Consider the following 14,856-nt stretch of genomic DNA (forward strand, 5'->3'; position numbering starts at 1 on the left):
CCCGATATTAGACCGAGTGATCGGTCTACTTTAGGTCAGGGGAGGTAGAAGGTCAGGAGGTCGCTCGTGACCGGCGGGAACAGCCTGGTCATCAGCTCTGTCTTCGGACCTGGGTAGACGTCGGGGAAGATCCGGCGCAGGCCGTCCATGCCGTGCGGACCGAACAGCAGCGGTGCCAGCAGGTCCGGGGCGATCCCCGCACCGCCCACCGCGCCGGGGCCGAGCAGCGTGCCACCCCACTCGAACGGGCCGATCTCCTCGCCGTCCCAGTGGAAGCGGACGTGCGTGCGGAAGAAGCCGAGCACCACCTCGGTGGGTTCGTGGCCGCGCAGGCGCTGGGTGAAGACCGGCCGCAGGTGCTCGAGGAGCTTCGGGACGTCGGGAATGCGCACCATGCACTGGTCGAGTTCCGGGGCGCGGTCGGCGAGGAGGGGTTCCAGCGCCGGGTGGCGCTCGCCGACCTGGGCCGGGTTCACCAGCGCCACCAACGCCTTCACCGCGTCGTCGTCCACGCCGGCGATCTCACCGAGGACGACGTCGCCCTCCTCCTCGGGCGTGCTGCGGCCCGTGGCCACCGGCACGCCGTCGCGCTCGACGACCCACGTGGTCGAGCCGGTGCGGTGCAGCAGCCAGCGCCAGCACGGCGTGGTGTGGCCCATCCGCAGGTCGGCGCCGCGTTGTGCGGCGTCCTGCAGGGCCTGGAGCACCGGGATGTCGGCCTCGGTCGCGCGCCGGATGGCGTGTCCCGCAACGGGTTGCGGGGTCTCGACCAACGCGCGGTTCTGCTTGATCGGAATCGAGTAGACGTAGCCGAACTGGCGGTAGAAGTACGGGACGCCCATCACGAACTGGATCAGGTGGCCGCGTTCGGCCGACCTGTCGTGCGCCCAGCCCATCAGCCGCCGCACCAGGCCCCTGCCCTCGTGCTCGACGTCGGTGGCGACCTGTTCGACCTGCCCCGCGGGGATGTCGAGGCCCGCGAGCGTCACCGTCTCGTCCATCAGGGTGAGGGTGGAGACGATCCGGTCGCCGTCGGCGGCGACCCCGACCCAGTCGCAGCCCGCGTCCGGGTCGGTCATCAGGAGGCGGGCGTCGACGCCGTCGCCGGGGTCGAGGCGGGAGACGATGAGTTCGGCGACCCGGTCCACGTCTTCGGGGCGCGAGGTGCGGATGTCCACGGACGGAGTGTTTCCAGGGCGGTCGTTGTCCGCAAACGGATTTACCGTGCCGGGCATGGACTGGAACAGGCAGTTGACGGACCAGCTCGCGTTCCACTGGGACGTGGCGGCGCGGGCGCGGCTGGCAGGCCTCACCGACGACGAGTACTTCTGGGAGCCCGTGCCCGGTGCGTGGACCGTGCACGAGGACAACTCGATCGACTGGGAGTACCCCACCCCCGAACCCGCGCCGGTCACGACGATCGCCTGGCGGATGGCGCACGTCATCGTGGGCGTGCTCAACGCGCGCACGGCCTCGCATTTCGGTGGCCCGCCCGCCGACTACGCCACCTGGCAGTACGCGATGAGCGCCGACGAGGCGTTGAAGCAACTCGACGATGCCTACGAAGCGTGGATGGCCGGTGCGCGCACGGCTGACCTCTCGAAGGCGGTCGGTCCGGCGGAGGGGCCGTTCGCCGCTGAGCCGATGGCCACCCTCGTGCTGCACATCAACCGCGAGGTGATCCATCACCTCGCAGAGATCGCACTGCTCAGGGACCTGTACCTGAGAGAGATCTAGTCACCTAAAAGTGCCTACTTTCTATAAGTTGGCGCTAACTGCAAGATGGTGCCCGTCGAGAACGTCAAAGGGGATCATCATGCGAGTCATCACGCAGAAGTCGGTCGGCGAAGCGTCGGTGCTGGAGGTCGGCGAGGCCGCGGAGCCCGCGCCAGGGCCCGGTCAGGTGCTGGTCAGAGTGGGTGCGGCGGGCGTCAACCCGGTCGACACCTACATCCGCTCCGGAGGGTTTCCCGCGCTCGGGGAGCCGCCGTTCACGCTGGGCTGGGACGTGGCGGGCACCGTCGCGCAGGCCGGTGAGGGGTTCGCCGAGGGGGACGAGGTCTACGCGCTCCTCGACTTCCCCGGCACGGGAGGCGGCTACGCCGAGTACGTCGTGGTCGCGGCCTCGAACCTGGTGCGGCGGCCGTCCTGGCTGACCGTCGAGCAGGCGGGCGCGGCGCCGATGGCGGCGCTGACGGCGTGGCAGGCGCTCGTCGGACGCGGTGGCGTCTCCGCCGGTCAGCGCGTGCTGGTCCACGCGGCCGCCGGCGGTGTCGGGCACCTCGCCGTGCAGATCGCCAAGGCCCGGGGCGCGCACGTGATCGGCACGGCGTCGGCGGCCAAGCACGACTTCCTGCGCTCGCTCGGCGTGGACGAGGTAGTCGACTACCGCACGCGGGACTTCACCGAGATCGAGCCGGTCGACGTCGTGCTCGACACGATCGGCGGTGAGTACGCCGAGCGGTCCGCCCGCGTCCTGAAGCCCGGCGGGGTGCTCGTGTCGATCATTCCCGGCAACCCGGGTTTTGACGTTGACCGAGCTTCCGAGCTCGGGATCCGGTTCGAGCTGTTCCTCAGCGTGACCGCGTCCGGTGCCGATCTCGCCGCGTTGCCGCAGCTCAGGGTGCAGATCGACCACGTGGTGCCGCTGGCGGAGGCCGCGAAGGCGCACGAGCTCGTCGAGTCGGGGCGGACGACGGGCAAGGTCGTCCTGGTGCCGTGACCGCTCGTTAACCATCCGTTGACCATGTACACCGATCGTGTGCGAAACATCCACACGATCGGGGAGTGCTCATGGCGCGGTGGAGTCCACTTGCTCTAGTCGTCGGTTTGCTGGCGGCGGTCGGCCTGTACGGGTCGACCGCCGCTGTCGCAGCAGCCCCGCTCACAGTCGCCCAGGCGATCAGCCAGCAGAACGCTTCGTCCGCGACGGTCCGCGGGTACGTCGTCGGCCAGCCCACGGCCACCACCACGGTCATACGTTCGGGTTACCCGAACGACTACGCGCTCGCGCTGGCCGACTCGGCGTCCACGACCAGCACGTCGAACATGATCTACGTGCAGATCCCGTCGGCGTTCCGCGCCTCGTGGGGCCTGCGCACCAACCCGTCCCTGCTGGGCAGGCAGATCGACGTGACCGGCACGCTGAGCGCGTACTTCTCGCACGCCGGCCTGACCTCGTCGACGGCGTTCGCGTTCGCCGGCACGACCACCCCGCCGACCGGCACGACCACTCCGCCGACGACCACCACGGGGTCCTCGGCCTGCGAGGCCTACTACACCGCGGCCTGCGGCAAGTCCGGCGCGGCGCTCAAGTCGGCGTTGAACTCGATCATCCGCAACCAGACCAAGCTCAGCTACGACCAGGTCTGGGACGCGCTGAAGGTCACCGACCAGGACCCGGCCAACGCGAACAACGTGATCCTGCTGTACAGCGGCCGTTCGCAGGCGAAGTCCACCAACGGCGGCAACGCCGACGACTGGAACCGCGAGCACGTCTGGGCGAAGTCGCACGGTGACTTCGGCACCGCCACCGGTCCCGGCACGGACATCCACCACCTGCGGCCGGAGGACGTGTCCGTCAACGCCGCCCGCGGCAACCTCGACTTCGACATCGGCGGGTCCGCGGTGAGCGAGGCCCCCGGCAGCTACGCCGACGGCGACTCGTTCGAGCCGCGCAACGCCGTGAAGGGCGACGTCGCGCGCATGATCTTCTACATGGCCGTGCGCTACGAGGGCAACGACGGTTACGTGAACCTGGAGATGAACAACTCCGTCTCCAACGGCACGGCGCCGTACATGGGCAAGCTCTCGGTGCTGAAGCAGTGGAGCCAGCAGGACCCGCCGGACGCGTTCGAGAAGCGGCGCAACCAGGTCATCCACGACAGCTACCAGCGCAACCGCAACCCGTTCATCGACCACCCGGAGTGGGTCGCCTCTATTTGGCCTTGAGTCGTTCGAGGAAGGGGAGTTGCGCGGAGACGATCTTCGCGCTCGCCTCCTCCACGCTGAACCACTGCACGCGATCGACCTCGGGGAAGGTCTTCTTCCGCCCCGACTTCGGCGGCCACTCCATCTCGAACGTGCCGGGGGTGACGGCGTCGGGGTCCAGGTCGCCCTCGAGCGCCCACACCGTGGTGGTCTTGCCGGACCCCTTGGCCTCGCCGAGCGGGATCAGCTCGCCCTCCGGCACCGGCAGCCCGAGCTCCTCCGCGAACTCGCGCCGCGCGGCCTGTTCGGGCGTCTCGTCGTCGGTGTACTCGCCCTTCGGCACGGACCACGCCCCGGCGTCCTTGCGGGCCCAGAACGGGCCGCCCATGTGCCCCAGCAGCACCTCCAGCTGGGTGGTTCGTCTGAACAGCAGGATTCCGGCCGACCGTTTCATACTGTCCAGCATGGCGGACTGGGTCCTGCACGTGGACCTCGACCAGTTCATCGCGGCGGTCGAGGTGCTGCGCGATCCGTCGTTGCGCGGCAAGCCGGTGGTCGTCGGCGGCAACGGCGACCCGACCGAGCGCGCGGTCGTGGCCACCGCCTCCTACGAGGCGCGCGCGTTCGGCGTGCGCTCCGGCCTGCCGTTGCGGACGGCGTTCAAGAAGCTGCCGGACGCCGTGTTCCTGCCCGCCGACCACGCCCTGTACGAGGCCGCGTCGGCGGAGGTGATGGCCGTGCTGCGGTCGTTCCCGGTCGTCGTCGAGGTGATGGGGTGGGACGAGGCGTTCGTCGGCGCCTCGGTCGACGACCCCGTCGAGCTGGGCCGGTCGCTGCAGGCGGCCGTCCTGGAGTCCACCGGCCTGCACTGCTCGGTCGGCATCGGCGACAACAAGCTGCGCGCCAAGATCGCGACCGAGTTCGGCAAGCCCGCGGGTGTGTACCGGCTGACCCGCGAGAACTGGGCCGGGGTGATGGGGCACCGGCCGACGTCCGCGCTGTGGGGGATCGGCGCGAAGACCGAGCGCAAGCTGGCCGAGCTGGGGCTGGTCACGGTGGCGGACCTGGCCGCCGCGTCGCCGGACGTGCTGGCCTCCCGCTTCGGCCCGCGGATGGGGCCCTACTACCGGACCGTCGCCCTGGGCGCGGGCGACACGGTGGTGAGCGCGACGCCGTGGGTCGTGAAGTCGCGTTCGCACGAGAAGACGTTCCAGCAGGACCTCAGCTCGTTGGAGGACATCCGGCGCGAGGTCGTGGCGCTGGCCCACCAGGTGGCGGCCGACGTGGTCGCCGAGGGACGCCCGGCCGTGCGCGTGGGCGTGAAGGTGCGGTTCGTGCCGTTCTTCACGAAGGTGCGCCTGATGAAGCTGCCGGCGCCGACCTCGTCCGCGGACGAGCTGGCCGCCGCCGCTCTGGTCGTGCTGGACCGCTTCGAACACGGCCGCGCGGTCCGTCTTTTGGGCGTACGCGCGGAATTCTCAGAAGATGATGTCGAACCGAATCCTTCTCCCTCGACGTATCAGTAAGTAGACGTTCCACCGCTAGGAGAAGAAGATGACCGCCTCATCGCTCACACATCGCGACCGCGCAGTTCTGAGAGCAGTGGCCGAGGGCCGTTGCGAGATCAACGGCAGTTCTCTGCTCGTCGACGGCCTGTGCTGCGCCGACCAGTTCGCCGGCCTGCGCCTGACCACCGCGGGCCTGATCAGCGCCCGTCCGGGCCCCGCCGCGCTCACCACGGCGGGCTACGAGGTGCTCGCCGCCTGACTTTTGCGGAAGAACGACATCAGGTACTTGTTCGAGAACCGGTAACCGTCCGGGGTTCGGTACGGTTCGGCGGCGGCTTTGATTTTCTCCGCGACTTCTTCCGCGCCCTCGCGCTCGATGATGCGCTGATAGCTGCCCACGCTCAGGAAGCCGCGCAACATCGTGGCCTCGTCGGGATGTTCCAGAGGAATGTCGATCGTGAGTTCCTCCTGCGGTCGCGGCAGCCTCGGCGTCCTCCGGCCGCCAGGTCCCCGCACGGCCCGCCCGACGACCAGCAAGTCGCTCGGCAGGTCCGGGTGCCAGCCGCAGACCACCACGAAGTCCTTGCTGACCCTGACCGCCTCCTCGAACGCCTCGTCGGGGTCGTCCGCGAAGAACAGCGCGTTGAACGCCGTCACGATGTCGAACGTGCCGTCCGGCCACGGCAGCTTCCCCAGCGGCAGCTGGAGGAACTCGGCGGTGCTCGCCCGCCGCGCCACGGCCAGCATGGCCGGCGAGAGGTCGATCCCGGTCGCCTCGGCCCCCGCCTCGGTCGCGGCGGCGCAGAACTCGCCGCTGCCGCACGCCAGGTCGAGCACCGTGGTGCCCGTGGTGATGCCGGTGCGTTCGATCGCGGTCTTCCAGGCGGGCATCGACATCGTCGCGCCGAGCGCAGCCCGCTGAGCGGCTCGGCGCCCCCACAGCTCGCCCTCATTCACGATCCCGAGCCTAGCCGGGTAATCCGCTGGCCCGAATGCGGATCATGGTGACCATGAGTGCGTTGACGCGAGTGCTGCGGTCGCTGGGCGGCGAGGAAGCGTTGTCCCGGCTGGCCGCGCTGCCGGGAAGCGACCTCACGACTTTGCTCCTCGCTCTGATGCAACGCCGTGCGCGCGCGTTGTCCGGCCCGGATGTGCTGCGCCAGTACCGTTCCGACCGCTTCGTCGCACCCGCCGAGGTCCCGTTCACCGTGCTGCGTGCCGCCGAGGACCGCCTCCTGGCCGCCTTGCCTCCGTCGTTCTCCGTGCTGGGCCTGGCTCCGGTGGCACCGCTCGGCGCCTGCTCGGCCGTCGCGCTGATGGACCAGAACAACGTCGTGTCGACCGTGCGCGGCACCGAGGTGGCAGCCGACCCGACCAACGCGCTCGCCCTGGAAGCCGCGCTGCGCCGCCGATCCGGCCCCGACGACGTGCGGCTCGCCGCCGTGCAGCGCGTGGTGCGGGCGCAGTTGTTCGAAGGCGCCGGGAGGTTCGCGCACTTCACGTTGTTCGCTGCGGTGTCCGCCGGTCGTGACCGGGGCTCCCTTGCCTTCGAGCGCGAGCACTTCGCCGAGCACGTGGCGTTCCTGCGCGAGGCCTGTGGTGACGTCGAGGTGCGCGTGACGGTGCTGGACCCGCGGTTCGAGGTGTTGCGCGGTGATCTGCCGGCCGATCCTTCGCGGCGGACCGGGTACTACAAGGGCTTGTGCTTCAAGGTGTTCCGCGATGGGGTGGAGATCGGCGACGGCGGCTTCGTCGACTGGACGGCGCGGTTGACGGGCAACCGCAAGGAGCGCCTGCTGATCAGCGGTGTGGGCGTTGACCGCTTCGCCACGCTCTGATTCCACGCCATGTCAACGAGTCCGGTTCGGTGCTGTCCTTGATTTGTCCTCTTTCCCTTGTGGTGGCGTACCTCTGGCGGTGTTGATAAACGACTTCATGACCTTATTCTCAGTTGTGGCCTCGTCGGGTTGGAGGCTTTCCCTCCGCCGCCCTCCCGGGGTGCACGCGGGTGGGCCGGGCCGAGACGGTGGGTTCGGTCGGGGACCCCACGTGCGATGGGAGCGACGATGGCGGCAGAGCTCAGGTGGATCCGAAGCTCCTACAGCGACGACAACGACGCATGTGTTGAGTTCGCCGTGAATCCGCAGGACACCGTCCTGGTGCGTGACACCAAGGACCAAGCGGGGCCGCTGCTCCGCGTTTCCTCCTCCGCGTGGGCCGCCTTTGTGCGGCTGGCCTCCGCGTCCTGAACGCGATCACCAGCGGGGTTCGCTCGATCGAGCGAACCCGCTCAAGTCTGCGTTGATTTCGATCCGAACTTGCATGTGGCATCGCGACGCATGGCGGTGTAAAACATGTCAGTTTAAGGACGTTCACTTTGCTTGCACTCATACTACTTGCACTCAAACTGCCAGGTGGCAGAATAGTGGCAGGCATGCTCGCCGTGCGTGCCGCAGAAGGGGCGCTGAGCCTTGACAGGTAAGGGAAATCCCGTTGCGCAGCAGCGCAAACTGCTGAGTGAACTCAAACAGGCTCGTGAAGCCCAGAGGTTCACCCAGGACTCTGTCGCGGAAGCGCTCGACTGGTCCACATCCAAGGTCATCCGCATCGAACAGGGCCGGAGTGGCATCTCGGTCACCGATCTGAGGGCGTTGCTGCTCCACTACGGGATCACCGAGCCGGCTCGCGTGGATGAACTGGTCAGTCTGGCGCGTGCGACCAAGCGACCCGCTTGGATGACGAAGTACCGAGGTCTGCCCAAGGGGTTCGCGCAGTTCATCGAACTCGAGTCGGTGGCGATACGGTGCCGGTACGTGCAGACCTCACTGGTTCCAGGCATGTTGCAGACGCGCGACTACGCGACAGCGGTCGTGGTCGCGGGTGGTGGTTCCGAGGAAGTCGTGCGGAGGAGTGTCGACATCCGCATGCACCGTCAAGACCTGCTCGGCGCGAACGGGCCGGAGATGTTCTTCATCATCGATGAATCGGTGCTGCACCGCGTGATCGGCAACGTCGAGGTCATGCGCGAGCAACTCGGCCACATCAGGGACCTGGCCGCGACAGACCAGATCACCGTGCAGGTCGTTCCCTTCGCGGCAGGAACGCACCCCGCCATGAAGGGTTCCTACTCGATCCTCGAGATCAACGAGGACGAGGAGGACTACTCGTTGTTCCTCGAAGAGCTGTACCGACCGTCGCTCGTCCAGGACGACTCGGAAATCGTGCGGGAGTACCTGAAGTACTTCTTCCAACTGGAGAGGTTCGCACTGCCCGCCGGCGAGACGCCGCGAGTCATCGACGAGCGGCTCGAACACCTGGGAGGCTGATCAGCTTGAGTCGGACGGGTGCCTGCGCCAACAGACACCCGTCCGGTGGCAACGCCGCTTACCCGACCGCACCGCGCAAAGTGAGGCGAGCAGACAACGCAGTCATCAGCCTATGGCGTTCCACCGGTCCTGACTGCCGCCATGCGGGCCATTCCGGCTCAAATGGCCTCGCCTCACCGATCCGTAGTGATCGGTGGCCCGAGGCCACCCAGCCCGCAAGGAGCCCGCCATGACCGGCCTCTTCATCAGCTACAGCCACAGCGACGGCGCTCGTGCCGCCTCGGCGCTGGCGGCTTCCTTGCGGCGACTGGGTTTCGACGTGTGGTGGGACGACGACCTGCCCGCCGCCGCGCCGCTGTCCATCCCGTCGTGGATGGAGGAAGGCTTCCGCGACCGGACGGTGGTCGTCGTCGTGTCACCGGACTACCTGAGGGCGTTGGAGTCCAACGACTTCCTTGAGCGCAAGGGCGTCCGGTACGAGGCGAGACTCCTGCGGCACAAGCTCTACCACCACGGCGAGGCCTACCGGTGCGGTGTCGTGCCGGTCGTGCCGGCGGGGTTCGACAAGAACCGGCTGCCCGCGGTGCTGCAGTCGCTGGTGATCCACACCTTCGACCCGGACACGGGGGCGGGGCTCGAGGAGCTGGTGAACGCGCTCACGGGCGCGGGGGCCGTGGAAGGTGGTGTGACGATGAGCGTGGAACCCTTCGCCGCATCGCGCAACGTGCGGGAGATGCTGCGGGACCTGGAAGACCTCGATCCCGCCGAACCGGCGGCGCTGGTGCTGGTCGAGCGGCTGGTCGGGATCGGGGCGGGGGACATCGAGCTCGCGCGGTCGTTCGACTCGGTGGTGGGGGCCGCCAAGGCGCACGGCGACGTGGACCTGGTGCGGCGCACCTCCGAGATGTGCCTGCGCACCTTGTCCGCGACTGAACGCCTGCGCGGCGAAGGCGCCCTGGAGGCCAAGATCCTCGTCGAGGGGCAGGCGTGGTACCTGCTGCGCGAGCACCGGCTGGTCCGCGCCGCCGCCGCTGCCGAGGACGGCACGAGGATCGCGGAGAAGTACCGCGACCTCTACACGGCGGCACGCGGAACCCTGTGCCACGCAACGGTTTTCCTGCGCATGGCGGGCGAGGGCGTCGCGTTCGACCGGGACTTCTACCTGCGCAAGAGCGAGCACCTGCTGCTGCAGGCGATCGACCGGTTCTCCGCGATCTCGGGCCGCGCGAGCGAGGAGGTCGGCCTGTGCGCCTCGTTGAGCGCGGAGTGGTGGCTGGCGCGCCACCACCTGACCGGTGACCGGGCGAACCTCGCCACGGCGGTGTCGAAGGCGCGGTCGGCTGAGGTGCTGCTCACGCCCGGCGGAGAGTGGTACCACTGGCTGATGGTGCTGCGTGCGCGCTTGTGCCACGCCGCTCGCAAGTACAACGACGGCAGGGAGTTCGTCACCCAGGTCATCGCCGCCAACGCGTACCCGGAGGTGGTCGCACGGGCGCACCACGTCCGTGCCGAACTGTCCCTCGGCAGCCGCGAGAAGGCGAGCGCGGTCCGCGACTTCCTGGTGGCGGAGGAGAAGTTCCGCGCGTTGCGCTACGACTACGCGGCGGCGTCCTCCTGGTGGTCCGTCGCCAAGCTCGACGCGGCCAGGGTCACCGACGTCAAGCTCACGGCCGCTGACATCGATGACCTCGAGGACCTGACGCCGGATCCGCGGACCCGGCGCCGGGCCGTGCTCGAGTACGAGCAAGCGAGCGCACGCCGGTTCGGGCGCCGGTGCCCACCCGACTGGCGCTTCCTGGTGGACCGGGTGCGGTACGCGTGAGTCAGCGCTCGGCGTAGCGCTTGGCCAGTTCCTCCTCGCGGTCGGTGGGCCACGGGCAGCGGATCTCGCCCTGCGTGGCCGCGAAGAACAGTTCCAGGTGCACGTGCCAGGCCGCGAGTGCTTCGGGGCCGTGCGCGTTCTCCTGCGCGAGCGTGACCGTGGTGCCCTGCAGCGGCACGTGGTCGAACTCCCAGCGCACCACGCCCTTCGGCTCGCCGTCCTGGAGCCACTCGTACTCCAGCAGGCGGGGTGCTTCGGACCTCGTGACCCTGCCCGGCGTGAGGCCGGGATGTGCGGCGCGGGCCGGCACGGCGTTGTCGGTGCCTTCGGTGAGCAGTTGCCAGACGTCCTCCAGCGGCGTCCACACCAGGTCTCGCGTGAAGCGGACGCCTTCGGGTTCGTCCGTGCCCTCGTCGAGGCCGAACTCCCTGACGTGGTGCTCGATGCGCGACAGCCACTCGGCCGGTGGCTCGAACTCCGTGCCGTCGGCGTGAGCGACCAGGGCGTCGAGGCAGGTGGTCCAGCCGGGTGCGTCGCGGCCGACGGTCAGCCTGTTCGTGACCACGGCGGTGAAGACCAGCAGGCAGCCCTCGTCCCGCGGCAGGATCTCGAAGCGGAGCACGTCGGTCAGCCAGCGGAACGCGAACACCTTCGGCGGGTCCGACTCCAGCAGTTCGCCCTCGCCGCCGTCGGAGTCCACCGGGGCCTCGTCCGGGAACGTGAAGCGCATCCTCGTGCCGTCGACCTCGACCTCGGCCGGGAACCAGTGCTTCATCTCGGCCGGATCGGTGACGACCCGCCAGACCTTCTCCGGCGAGTGCCGCAGCCTGCGCTCGAAGCGCAGAACGGGCTTGCCCTCGATCATCCGCAGTTCGGCGTCCACGGGTCAGTCCCCTTCGATCTCGTCGAGTCGTCGTTCCAGTGCGTCGAGGCTCGTCTCCCACATCCGCCGGTACGGCGCGAGCCAGGCGTCGATCTCCGCCAGGGGACCGGGGGACACCCGGTACCAGCGCTTCTGGGCGTCGGTGCGCACCTCGACCAGGCCGGCCTCGCGCAGCACCTTGAGGTGCTTCGAGACGGTCGGCTGGGCGAGCGTCAGCCTGTCGACGAGGTCGCCGACCGGCTGCTCGCGTTCCCGCAGCAGGTCGAGGATCTCCCGGCGACTCGGATCCGCCAGCACGGCGAACGTAGATGCCATGCCAGCAATATAGCTGGATCGGAATATACGGTCCAGTCAGTCCGCGAGGCGGATCGCCACCTCCGCGGCCCACTTGGCCGGATCGGGCTCCACCGCGGGGTCGGTGAAGTACGTCTCGAGGCGCGCGCCGCACTTGTCGCCCTCGCGGTCGAACCGGACGGCGTGGGCGAGGAGCTCGTCCGTGACGGCGGCCAGGCCCTCGGGACCGCCCTCGTGCAGCGCGATCAGGTACTGGCCCGCGGGCAGCGTCGCCGTGAGCACCTCGCCGTCGCCGGGCACCTCCGCGACCGTCGGAATGCCCACCTCCACCTCGAACTCCTCGGCGGAGACGCGTGAGCAGCGCAGGAACGGTGCTCCGGTGACCGGCAGCTCGCGATCGGCCGGTCACCGCATGACCTCGGGGAAGCGGTCGGCGATCTCGGCGGACGTCCCCGGCGTCACGGTGGCCTTGACCGCGGCGTAGGGCTGCTCGGCACGCGTCTCGACGTCCAGGTGTCCACGCTGGCCACGGCCACCGGCAGAAAATCCGCGTCCGCCGGGAGAGCGCGCCGATTAACGTGAAGTTCATGCACCGCACCCTCTCCGTCGCCAGTTCCCCGGTGCGCGACCTGCTCGCGCTGACGTCCCGCCCCGAGGTGATCTCGTTCGCGGGCGGTCTTCCCGCACCCGAGTTGTTCGACCTGGACGGTGTGCGCGCCGCCTACGACCGCGCGCTGCAGGACCGTTCGGTGCTGCAATACGCGCCCACGGAGGGAAATGCGGCGCTGCGCTCGCTCGTCTCGGAACGCCTGACCGGCCGCGGGCTGCCCACGTCGGACGTCCTGATCACCACCGGCTCCCAGCAGGCGCTGACCCTCGTGGCCACCGCGCTGCTCGAGCCGGGCGCGGTCGTGGCGGTCGAGGAGCCGACGTACCTGGCGGCGTTGCAGTGCTTCCAGATGGCGGGCGCCCGGATCGTGCCCGTCGCGAGCGACGCCGACGGCCTCGACCCCGCCTCGTTGCGCGACGTCGTGGCCGAGGAGAAGCCGGCACTGCTGTACCTCGTGCCGACGTTCGCGAACCCGACCGGCCGCACGCTCTCGGCCGCGCGCCGGGCCGAGATCGCGGAGATCGCCGCCGAGAACTCGCTGTGGGTGGTGGAGGACGACCCCTACGGCGAGCTCCGCTACCGCGGCTCCGCGGTGGCCCCGCTGGCGTCGATCAGCGACAGGACCGTTCACCTGGGCAGCTTCTCGAAGATCGGTGCCCCCGGGATGCGTCTGGGATGGCTCCGCGCGCCCGCGGACCTGCTGCGCACGTTGGTGATCGTGAAGCAGGCCGCCGACCTGCACACGTCCACAGTGGACCAGGCCGCCGCGGCGTCCTACCTGGCGCACACCGATCTCGACGCCCACGTCGCCCGCTTGTGCGTGGAGTACGGCGCGCGCCGTGACGCGATGGTCGCCGCGTTGCCTTCCACCGTTCCTGATGGCACCACGTGGAGCGATCCGGACGGTGGCATGTTCGTCTGGCTGAGGCTGCCTGGTGACGTCGACAGCGCCGTGTTGCTCAAGGAGGCGTTGAAGCACGACGTCGCTTTCGTGCCGGGTGCGCCTTTCTTCGCCACCACGCCGGACCGCGCGACGTTCCGGATGTCGTTCACCAGCACCACCCCGGAGGAGATCCGCGAAGGCATGGCGCGGCTGGCGAAAGTGCTGCGCTGAGCTGCCGTCAGGCCCTCGGCCCGACGCTGGTCCGCGTCACGAGAACAGTTCGAGCGCGTGCTGGTGGTGCTCGCAGCGGCCGCCACCGGTCGCGATGGTGCAGGGCGTGCCCTTCTTCGTGAGGGCACCGCGCTGCAACGCCGGGTCGTGGATGTGGCACAGGCCGTTCGCACCCGCGGTGATCGGGCACGGCGTGCCCTTCTTCGTCGGCGTGCCGCACGGTTCGCCGCTCAGTTCGCGCGACTGCTTCGGCTTGGCCGCCTTCTTCGGTCTCGCCTGGGGCTGCGTGACTTCACGGCCCGTCACCTCCTCCACGCCGCGCACGGCCAGGCGGTCGGCGCGTTCGTTCTCGGGGTGACCCGCGTGGCCCTTGACCCAGTGCCACTCGACGTCGTGCCTGTTCGCGGCTTCTTCCAGGCGGCGCCACAGGTCGGCGTTCTTGACCGGCTCCCGGGCCTTCGTGAGCCAGCCGTTCGCCTTCCAGCCGTGCACCCAGGAGGTGATGCCGTTCCGGACGTACGTGCTGTCCGTGTAGAGCTTCACGGTGGATGCGCGCGTAAGGCTCTCCAACGCCATGATGGGCGCCATCAGTTCCATGCGGTTGTTCGTCGTCGGGCCGATGTCACCGCCGTACATGTCCTTCTCGTGCGCGCCGTAGCGCAACACGGCACCCCAGCCACCCGGACCGGGATTGGGGCTGCACGCACCGTCGGTGTAGATCTCGACCTCCATGCGGCATGAGGCTACCGACGGGCTCTGGCGTCCTTGCGCCGACGGTTGTCCTCGACGTCGTGCCCGTGCAGGAGCACGCGAACGCCGGCTGCGATGTCCTCGTCGTCCGGACGTGACCCGCTGATGCTGGGGTCGCCGGTCATCGTGAGCACCATGAGGTGCACGGCGGCTCGCCGCGGGTCCCGGAACCCGAGTGCCTCCAGCCGCGACGCCAGCTCCCGCCGCACCTTCCGCGGCCCGGTCTCCTGCCACGCCTCGATCGCCTCGGCCGGGATGTGGGTGAGCTCGGCGTTGATCTGCCGCACGAGCGCGAAGTGCTCGGCGTGACCCTGCTGGGCGCTCATGGCCCTCCCGAACGCCGTCAGGTCCTCCTGCAGGTCCGTGACCTTGTGGAAGTGGCGCTCGATGATCGCGATCTGGTCGCGCGCCGCCTCACCCGCGCTGGCCTGGATCACCTGGCGGAAGAGGTCGGCCTTGTCCGCGAAGTGGTTGTAGAGCGTGCGCGTCGACACCTCCGACTCCTTCGCGATGGCGTCGACGCTCGCCCGCGAGTAGCCGTCACGGGCGAACACGCGCAACGCCCCGCGCAGGACTGCCTGCCGCTTGTCCGGTCGCATGACCTGATTCTAGTACAACG

Annotated in this window: 17 protein-coding genes and 1 pseudogene; 10 read left to right on the forward strand and 8 right to left on the reverse strand. The window is 69.2% G+C overall.

Annotated features, from left to right (window positions below; genetic code table 11):
• Nucleotides 1–35 precede the first annotated feature (35 nt).
• Nucleotides 36–1,178: a GNAT family N-acetyltransferase gene (locus tag V1227_RS37690; RefSeq protein WP_329789886.1), complete on the reverse strand. Its 1,143-nt coding sequence runs from the start codon at nt 1,176–1,178 to the stop codon at nt 36–38.
• 55 nt (nt 1,179–1,233) lie between these two features.
• Between V1227_RS37690 and V1227_RS37695 the strand changes: the two genes are divergently transcribed.
• The 3 genes from V1227_RS37695 to V1227_RS40780 all read left to right on the forward strand — a co-directional run bounded on the left by V1227_RS37695 (nt 1,234) and on the right by V1227_RS40780 (nt 3,951).
• On the forward strand, nt 1,234–1,737 hold the full coding sequence (locus V1227_RS37695; RefSeq protein WP_329789887.1) for a DinB family protein: 504 nt from the start codon (nt 1,234–1,236) through the stop codon (nt 1,735–1,737).
• A 79-nt stretch (nt 1,738–1,816) separates the two neighbouring features.
• Complete coding sequence (locus tag V1227_RS37700) at nt 1,817–2,722, forward strand: NADP-dependent oxidoreductase (protein WP_329789888.1); 906 nt, start codon at nt 1,817–1,819, stop codon at nt 2,720–2,722.
• A gap of 71 nt (nt 2,723–2,793) precedes the next feature.
• Nucleotides 2,794–3,951 carry an endonuclease gene (locus V1227_RS40780; RefSeq protein ID WP_442916413.1) on the forward strand — a complete coding sequence of 386 codons (1,158 nt, stop codon included), beginning with the start codon at nt 2,794–2,796 and terminating at the stop codon, nt 3,949–3,951.
• Here V1227_RS40780 and V1227_RS37715 read toward each other — a convergent pair.
• Complete coding sequence (locus V1227_RS37715; protein ID WP_329789889.1) at nt 3,938–4,384, reverse strand: NUDIX domain-containing protein; 447 nt, start codon at nt 4,382–4,384, stop codon at nt 3,938–3,940. The two genes, V1227_RS40780 and V1227_RS37715, sit on opposite strands and share 14 nt — an antisense overlap.
• A gap of 10 nt (nt 4,385–4,394) precedes the next feature.
• Here V1227_RS37715 and V1227_RS37720 point away from each other — a divergent pair, with 10 nt between their 5' ends.
• Entirely contained in the window at nt 4,395–5,456 is a 1,062-nt protein-coding gene (locus V1227_RS37720; RefSeq protein WP_329789890.1) for a DNA polymerase IV, read from the forward strand.
• A 28-nt stretch (nt 5,457–5,484) separates the two neighbouring features.
• Nucleotides 5,485–5,697: a hypothetical protein gene (locus V1227_RS37725; RefSeq protein WP_329789891.1), complete on the forward strand. Its 213-nt coding sequence runs from the start codon at nt 5,485–5,487 to the stop codon at nt 5,695–5,697.
• Here the strand turns inward: V1227_RS37725 and V1227_RS37730 are convergent.
• A complete protein-coding gene (locus V1227_RS37730) occupies nt 5,676–6,395 on the reverse strand; it encodes a class I SAM-dependent methyltransferase (protein ID WP_329789892.1) in 720 nt (239 codons plus the stop codon). The genes V1227_RS37725 and V1227_RS37730 overlap by 22 nt on opposite strands.
• Nucleotides 6,396–6,448: 53 nt before the next feature.
• On the opposite strand from V1227_RS37730, the gene V1227_RS37735 reads away from it, so the two are divergent.
• The 4 genes from V1227_RS37735 (at nt 6,449) to V1227_RS37750 (ending at nt 10,586) form a co-directional block, all read left to right on the forward strand.
• Nucleotides 6,449–7,276, forward strand: a complete 828-nt coding sequence (locus V1227_RS37735) for a hypothetical protein (RefSeq protein WP_329789893.1) — start codon at nt 6,449–6,451, stop codon at nt 7,274–7,276.
• 228 nt (nt 7,277–7,504) lie between these two features.
• On the forward strand, nt 7,505–7,687 hold the full coding sequence (locus tag V1227_RS37740) for a DUF397 domain-containing protein (RefSeq protein ID WP_329789894.1): 183 nt from the start codon (nt 7,505–7,507) through the stop codon (nt 7,685–7,687).
• Between the two features lie 222 nt (nt 7,688–7,909).
• Entirely contained in the window at nt 7,910–8,764 is an 855-nt protein-coding gene (locus V1227_RS37745; protein WP_442916414.1) for a helix-turn-helix domain-containing protein, read from the forward strand.
• A 229-nt stretch (nt 8,765–8,993) separates the two neighbouring features.
• Nucleotides 8,994–10,586: a TIR domain-containing protein gene (locus V1227_RS37750; RefSeq protein WP_329789896.1), complete on the forward strand. Its 1,593-nt coding sequence runs from the start codon at nt 8,994–8,996 to the stop codon at nt 10,584–10,586.
• A 1-nt stretch (nt 10,587) separates the two neighbouring features.
• Here the strand turns inward: V1227_RS37750 and V1227_RS37755 are convergent, their stop codons facing one another.
• From V1227_RS37755 to V1227_RS37765, 3 genes are read right to left on the reverse strand one after another with little or no spacing between them, the layout of a single operon-like run.
• A complete protein-coding gene (locus tag V1227_RS37755; protein ID WP_329789897.1) occupies nt 10,588–11,469 on the reverse strand; it encodes an SRPBCC domain-containing protein in 882 nt (293 codons plus the stop codon).
• 3 nt (nt 11,470–11,472) lie between these two features.
• Complete coding sequence (locus tag V1227_RS37760; RefSeq protein ID WP_090096078.1) at nt 11,473–11,784, reverse strand: ArsR/SmtB family transcription factor; 312 nt, start codon at nt 11,782–11,784, stop codon at nt 11,473–11,475.
• Nucleotides 11,785–11,820: 36 nt separating this feature from the next.
• Nucleotides 11,821–12,153 (reverse strand): GyrI-like domain-containing protein, encoded by a 333-nt coding sequence (locus V1227_RS37765; protein ID WP_329794210.1) that lies wholly within the window; start codon nt 12,151–12,153, stop codon nt 11,821–11,823.
• Between the two features lie 197 nt (nt 12,154–12,350).
• Here V1227_RS37765 and V1227_RS37770 point away from each other — a divergent pair, with 197 nt between their 5' ends.
• On the forward strand, nt 12,351–13,487 hold the full coding sequence (locus tag V1227_RS37770) for an aminotransferase-like domain-containing protein (protein WP_329789898.1): 1,137 nt from the start codon (nt 12,351–12,353) through the stop codon (nt 13,485–13,487).
• Nucleotides 13,488–13,775: 288 nt separating this feature from the next.
• Here V1227_RS37770 and rnhA read toward each other — a convergent pair.
• A pseudogene (gene rnhA / locus V1227_RS37775) lies at nt 13,776–14,219 on the reverse strand (ribonuclease HI); the annotation flags it as partial.
• A gap of 11 nt (nt 14,220–14,230) precedes the next feature.
• Nucleotides 14,231–14,836: a TetR/AcrR family transcriptional regulator gene (locus tag V1227_RS37780; RefSeq protein ID WP_329789899.1), complete on the reverse strand. Its 606-nt coding sequence runs from the start codon at nt 14,834–14,836 to the stop codon at nt 14,231–14,233.
• Nucleotides 14,837–14,856: the final 20 nt, after the last annotated feature.

The organism is Lentzea sp. DG1S-22 (genome assembly GCF_036321065.1).
Taxonomy (GTDB): domain Bacteria; phylum Actinomycetota; class Actinomycetes; order Mycobacteriales; family Pseudonocardiaceae; genus Lentzea; species Lentzea jiangxiensis.

Excerpts from the sequence above, each read along its gene's own strand:
- V1227_RS37770 (WP_329789898.1), top strand. The coding sequence starts at position 12,351 with ATGCACCGCACCCTCTCCGTCGCCAGTTCCCCGGTGCGCGACCTGCTC.
- V1227_RS37735 (WP_329789893.1), top strand. The coding sequence starts at position 6,449 with ATGAGTGCGTTGACGCGAGTGCTGCGGTCGCTGGGCGGCGAGGAAGCG.
- V1227_RS37695 (WP_329789887.1), top strand. The coding sequence starts at position 1,234 with ATGGACTGGAACAGGCAGTTGACGGACCAGCTCGCGTTCCACTGGGAC.
- V1227_RS37715 (WP_329789889.1), bottom strand. The coding sequence starts at position 4,384 with ATGAAACGGTCGGCCGGAATCCTGCTGTTCAGACGAACCACCCAGCTG.
- V1227_RS37750 (WP_329789896.1), top strand. The coding sequence starts at position 8,994 with ATGACCGGCCTCTTCATCAGCTACAGCCACAGCGACGGCGCTCGTGCC.
- V1227_RS37700 (WP_329789888.1), top strand. The coding sequence starts at position 1,817 with ATGCGAGTCATCACGCAGAAGTCGGTCGGCGAAGCGTCGGTGCTGGAG.
- V1227_RS37740 (WP_329789894.1), top strand. The coding sequence starts at position 7,505 with ATGGCGGCAGAGCTCAGGTGGATCCGAAGCTCCTACAGCGACGACAAC.
- V1227_RS40780 (WP_442916413.1), top strand. The coding sequence starts at position 2,794 with ATGGCGCGGTGGAGTCCACTTGCTCTAGTCGTCGGTTTGCTGGCGGCG.
- V1227_RS37760 (WP_090096078.1), bottom strand. The coding sequence starts at position 11,784 with ATGGCATCTACGTTCGCCGTGCTGGCGGATCCGAGTCGCCGGGAGATC.
- V1227_RS37725 (WP_329789891.1), top strand. The coding sequence starts at position 5,485 with ATGACCGCCTCATCGCTCACACATCGCGACCGCGCAGTTCTGAGAGCA.
- V1227_RS37720 (WP_329789890.1), top strand. The coding sequence starts at position 4,395 with ATGGCGGACTGGGTCCTGCACGTGGACCTCGACCAGTTCATCGCGGCG.
- V1227_RS37780 (WP_329789899.1), bottom strand. The coding sequence starts at position 14,836 with ATGCGACCGGACAAGCGGCAGGCAGTCCTGCGCGGGGCGTTGCGCGTG.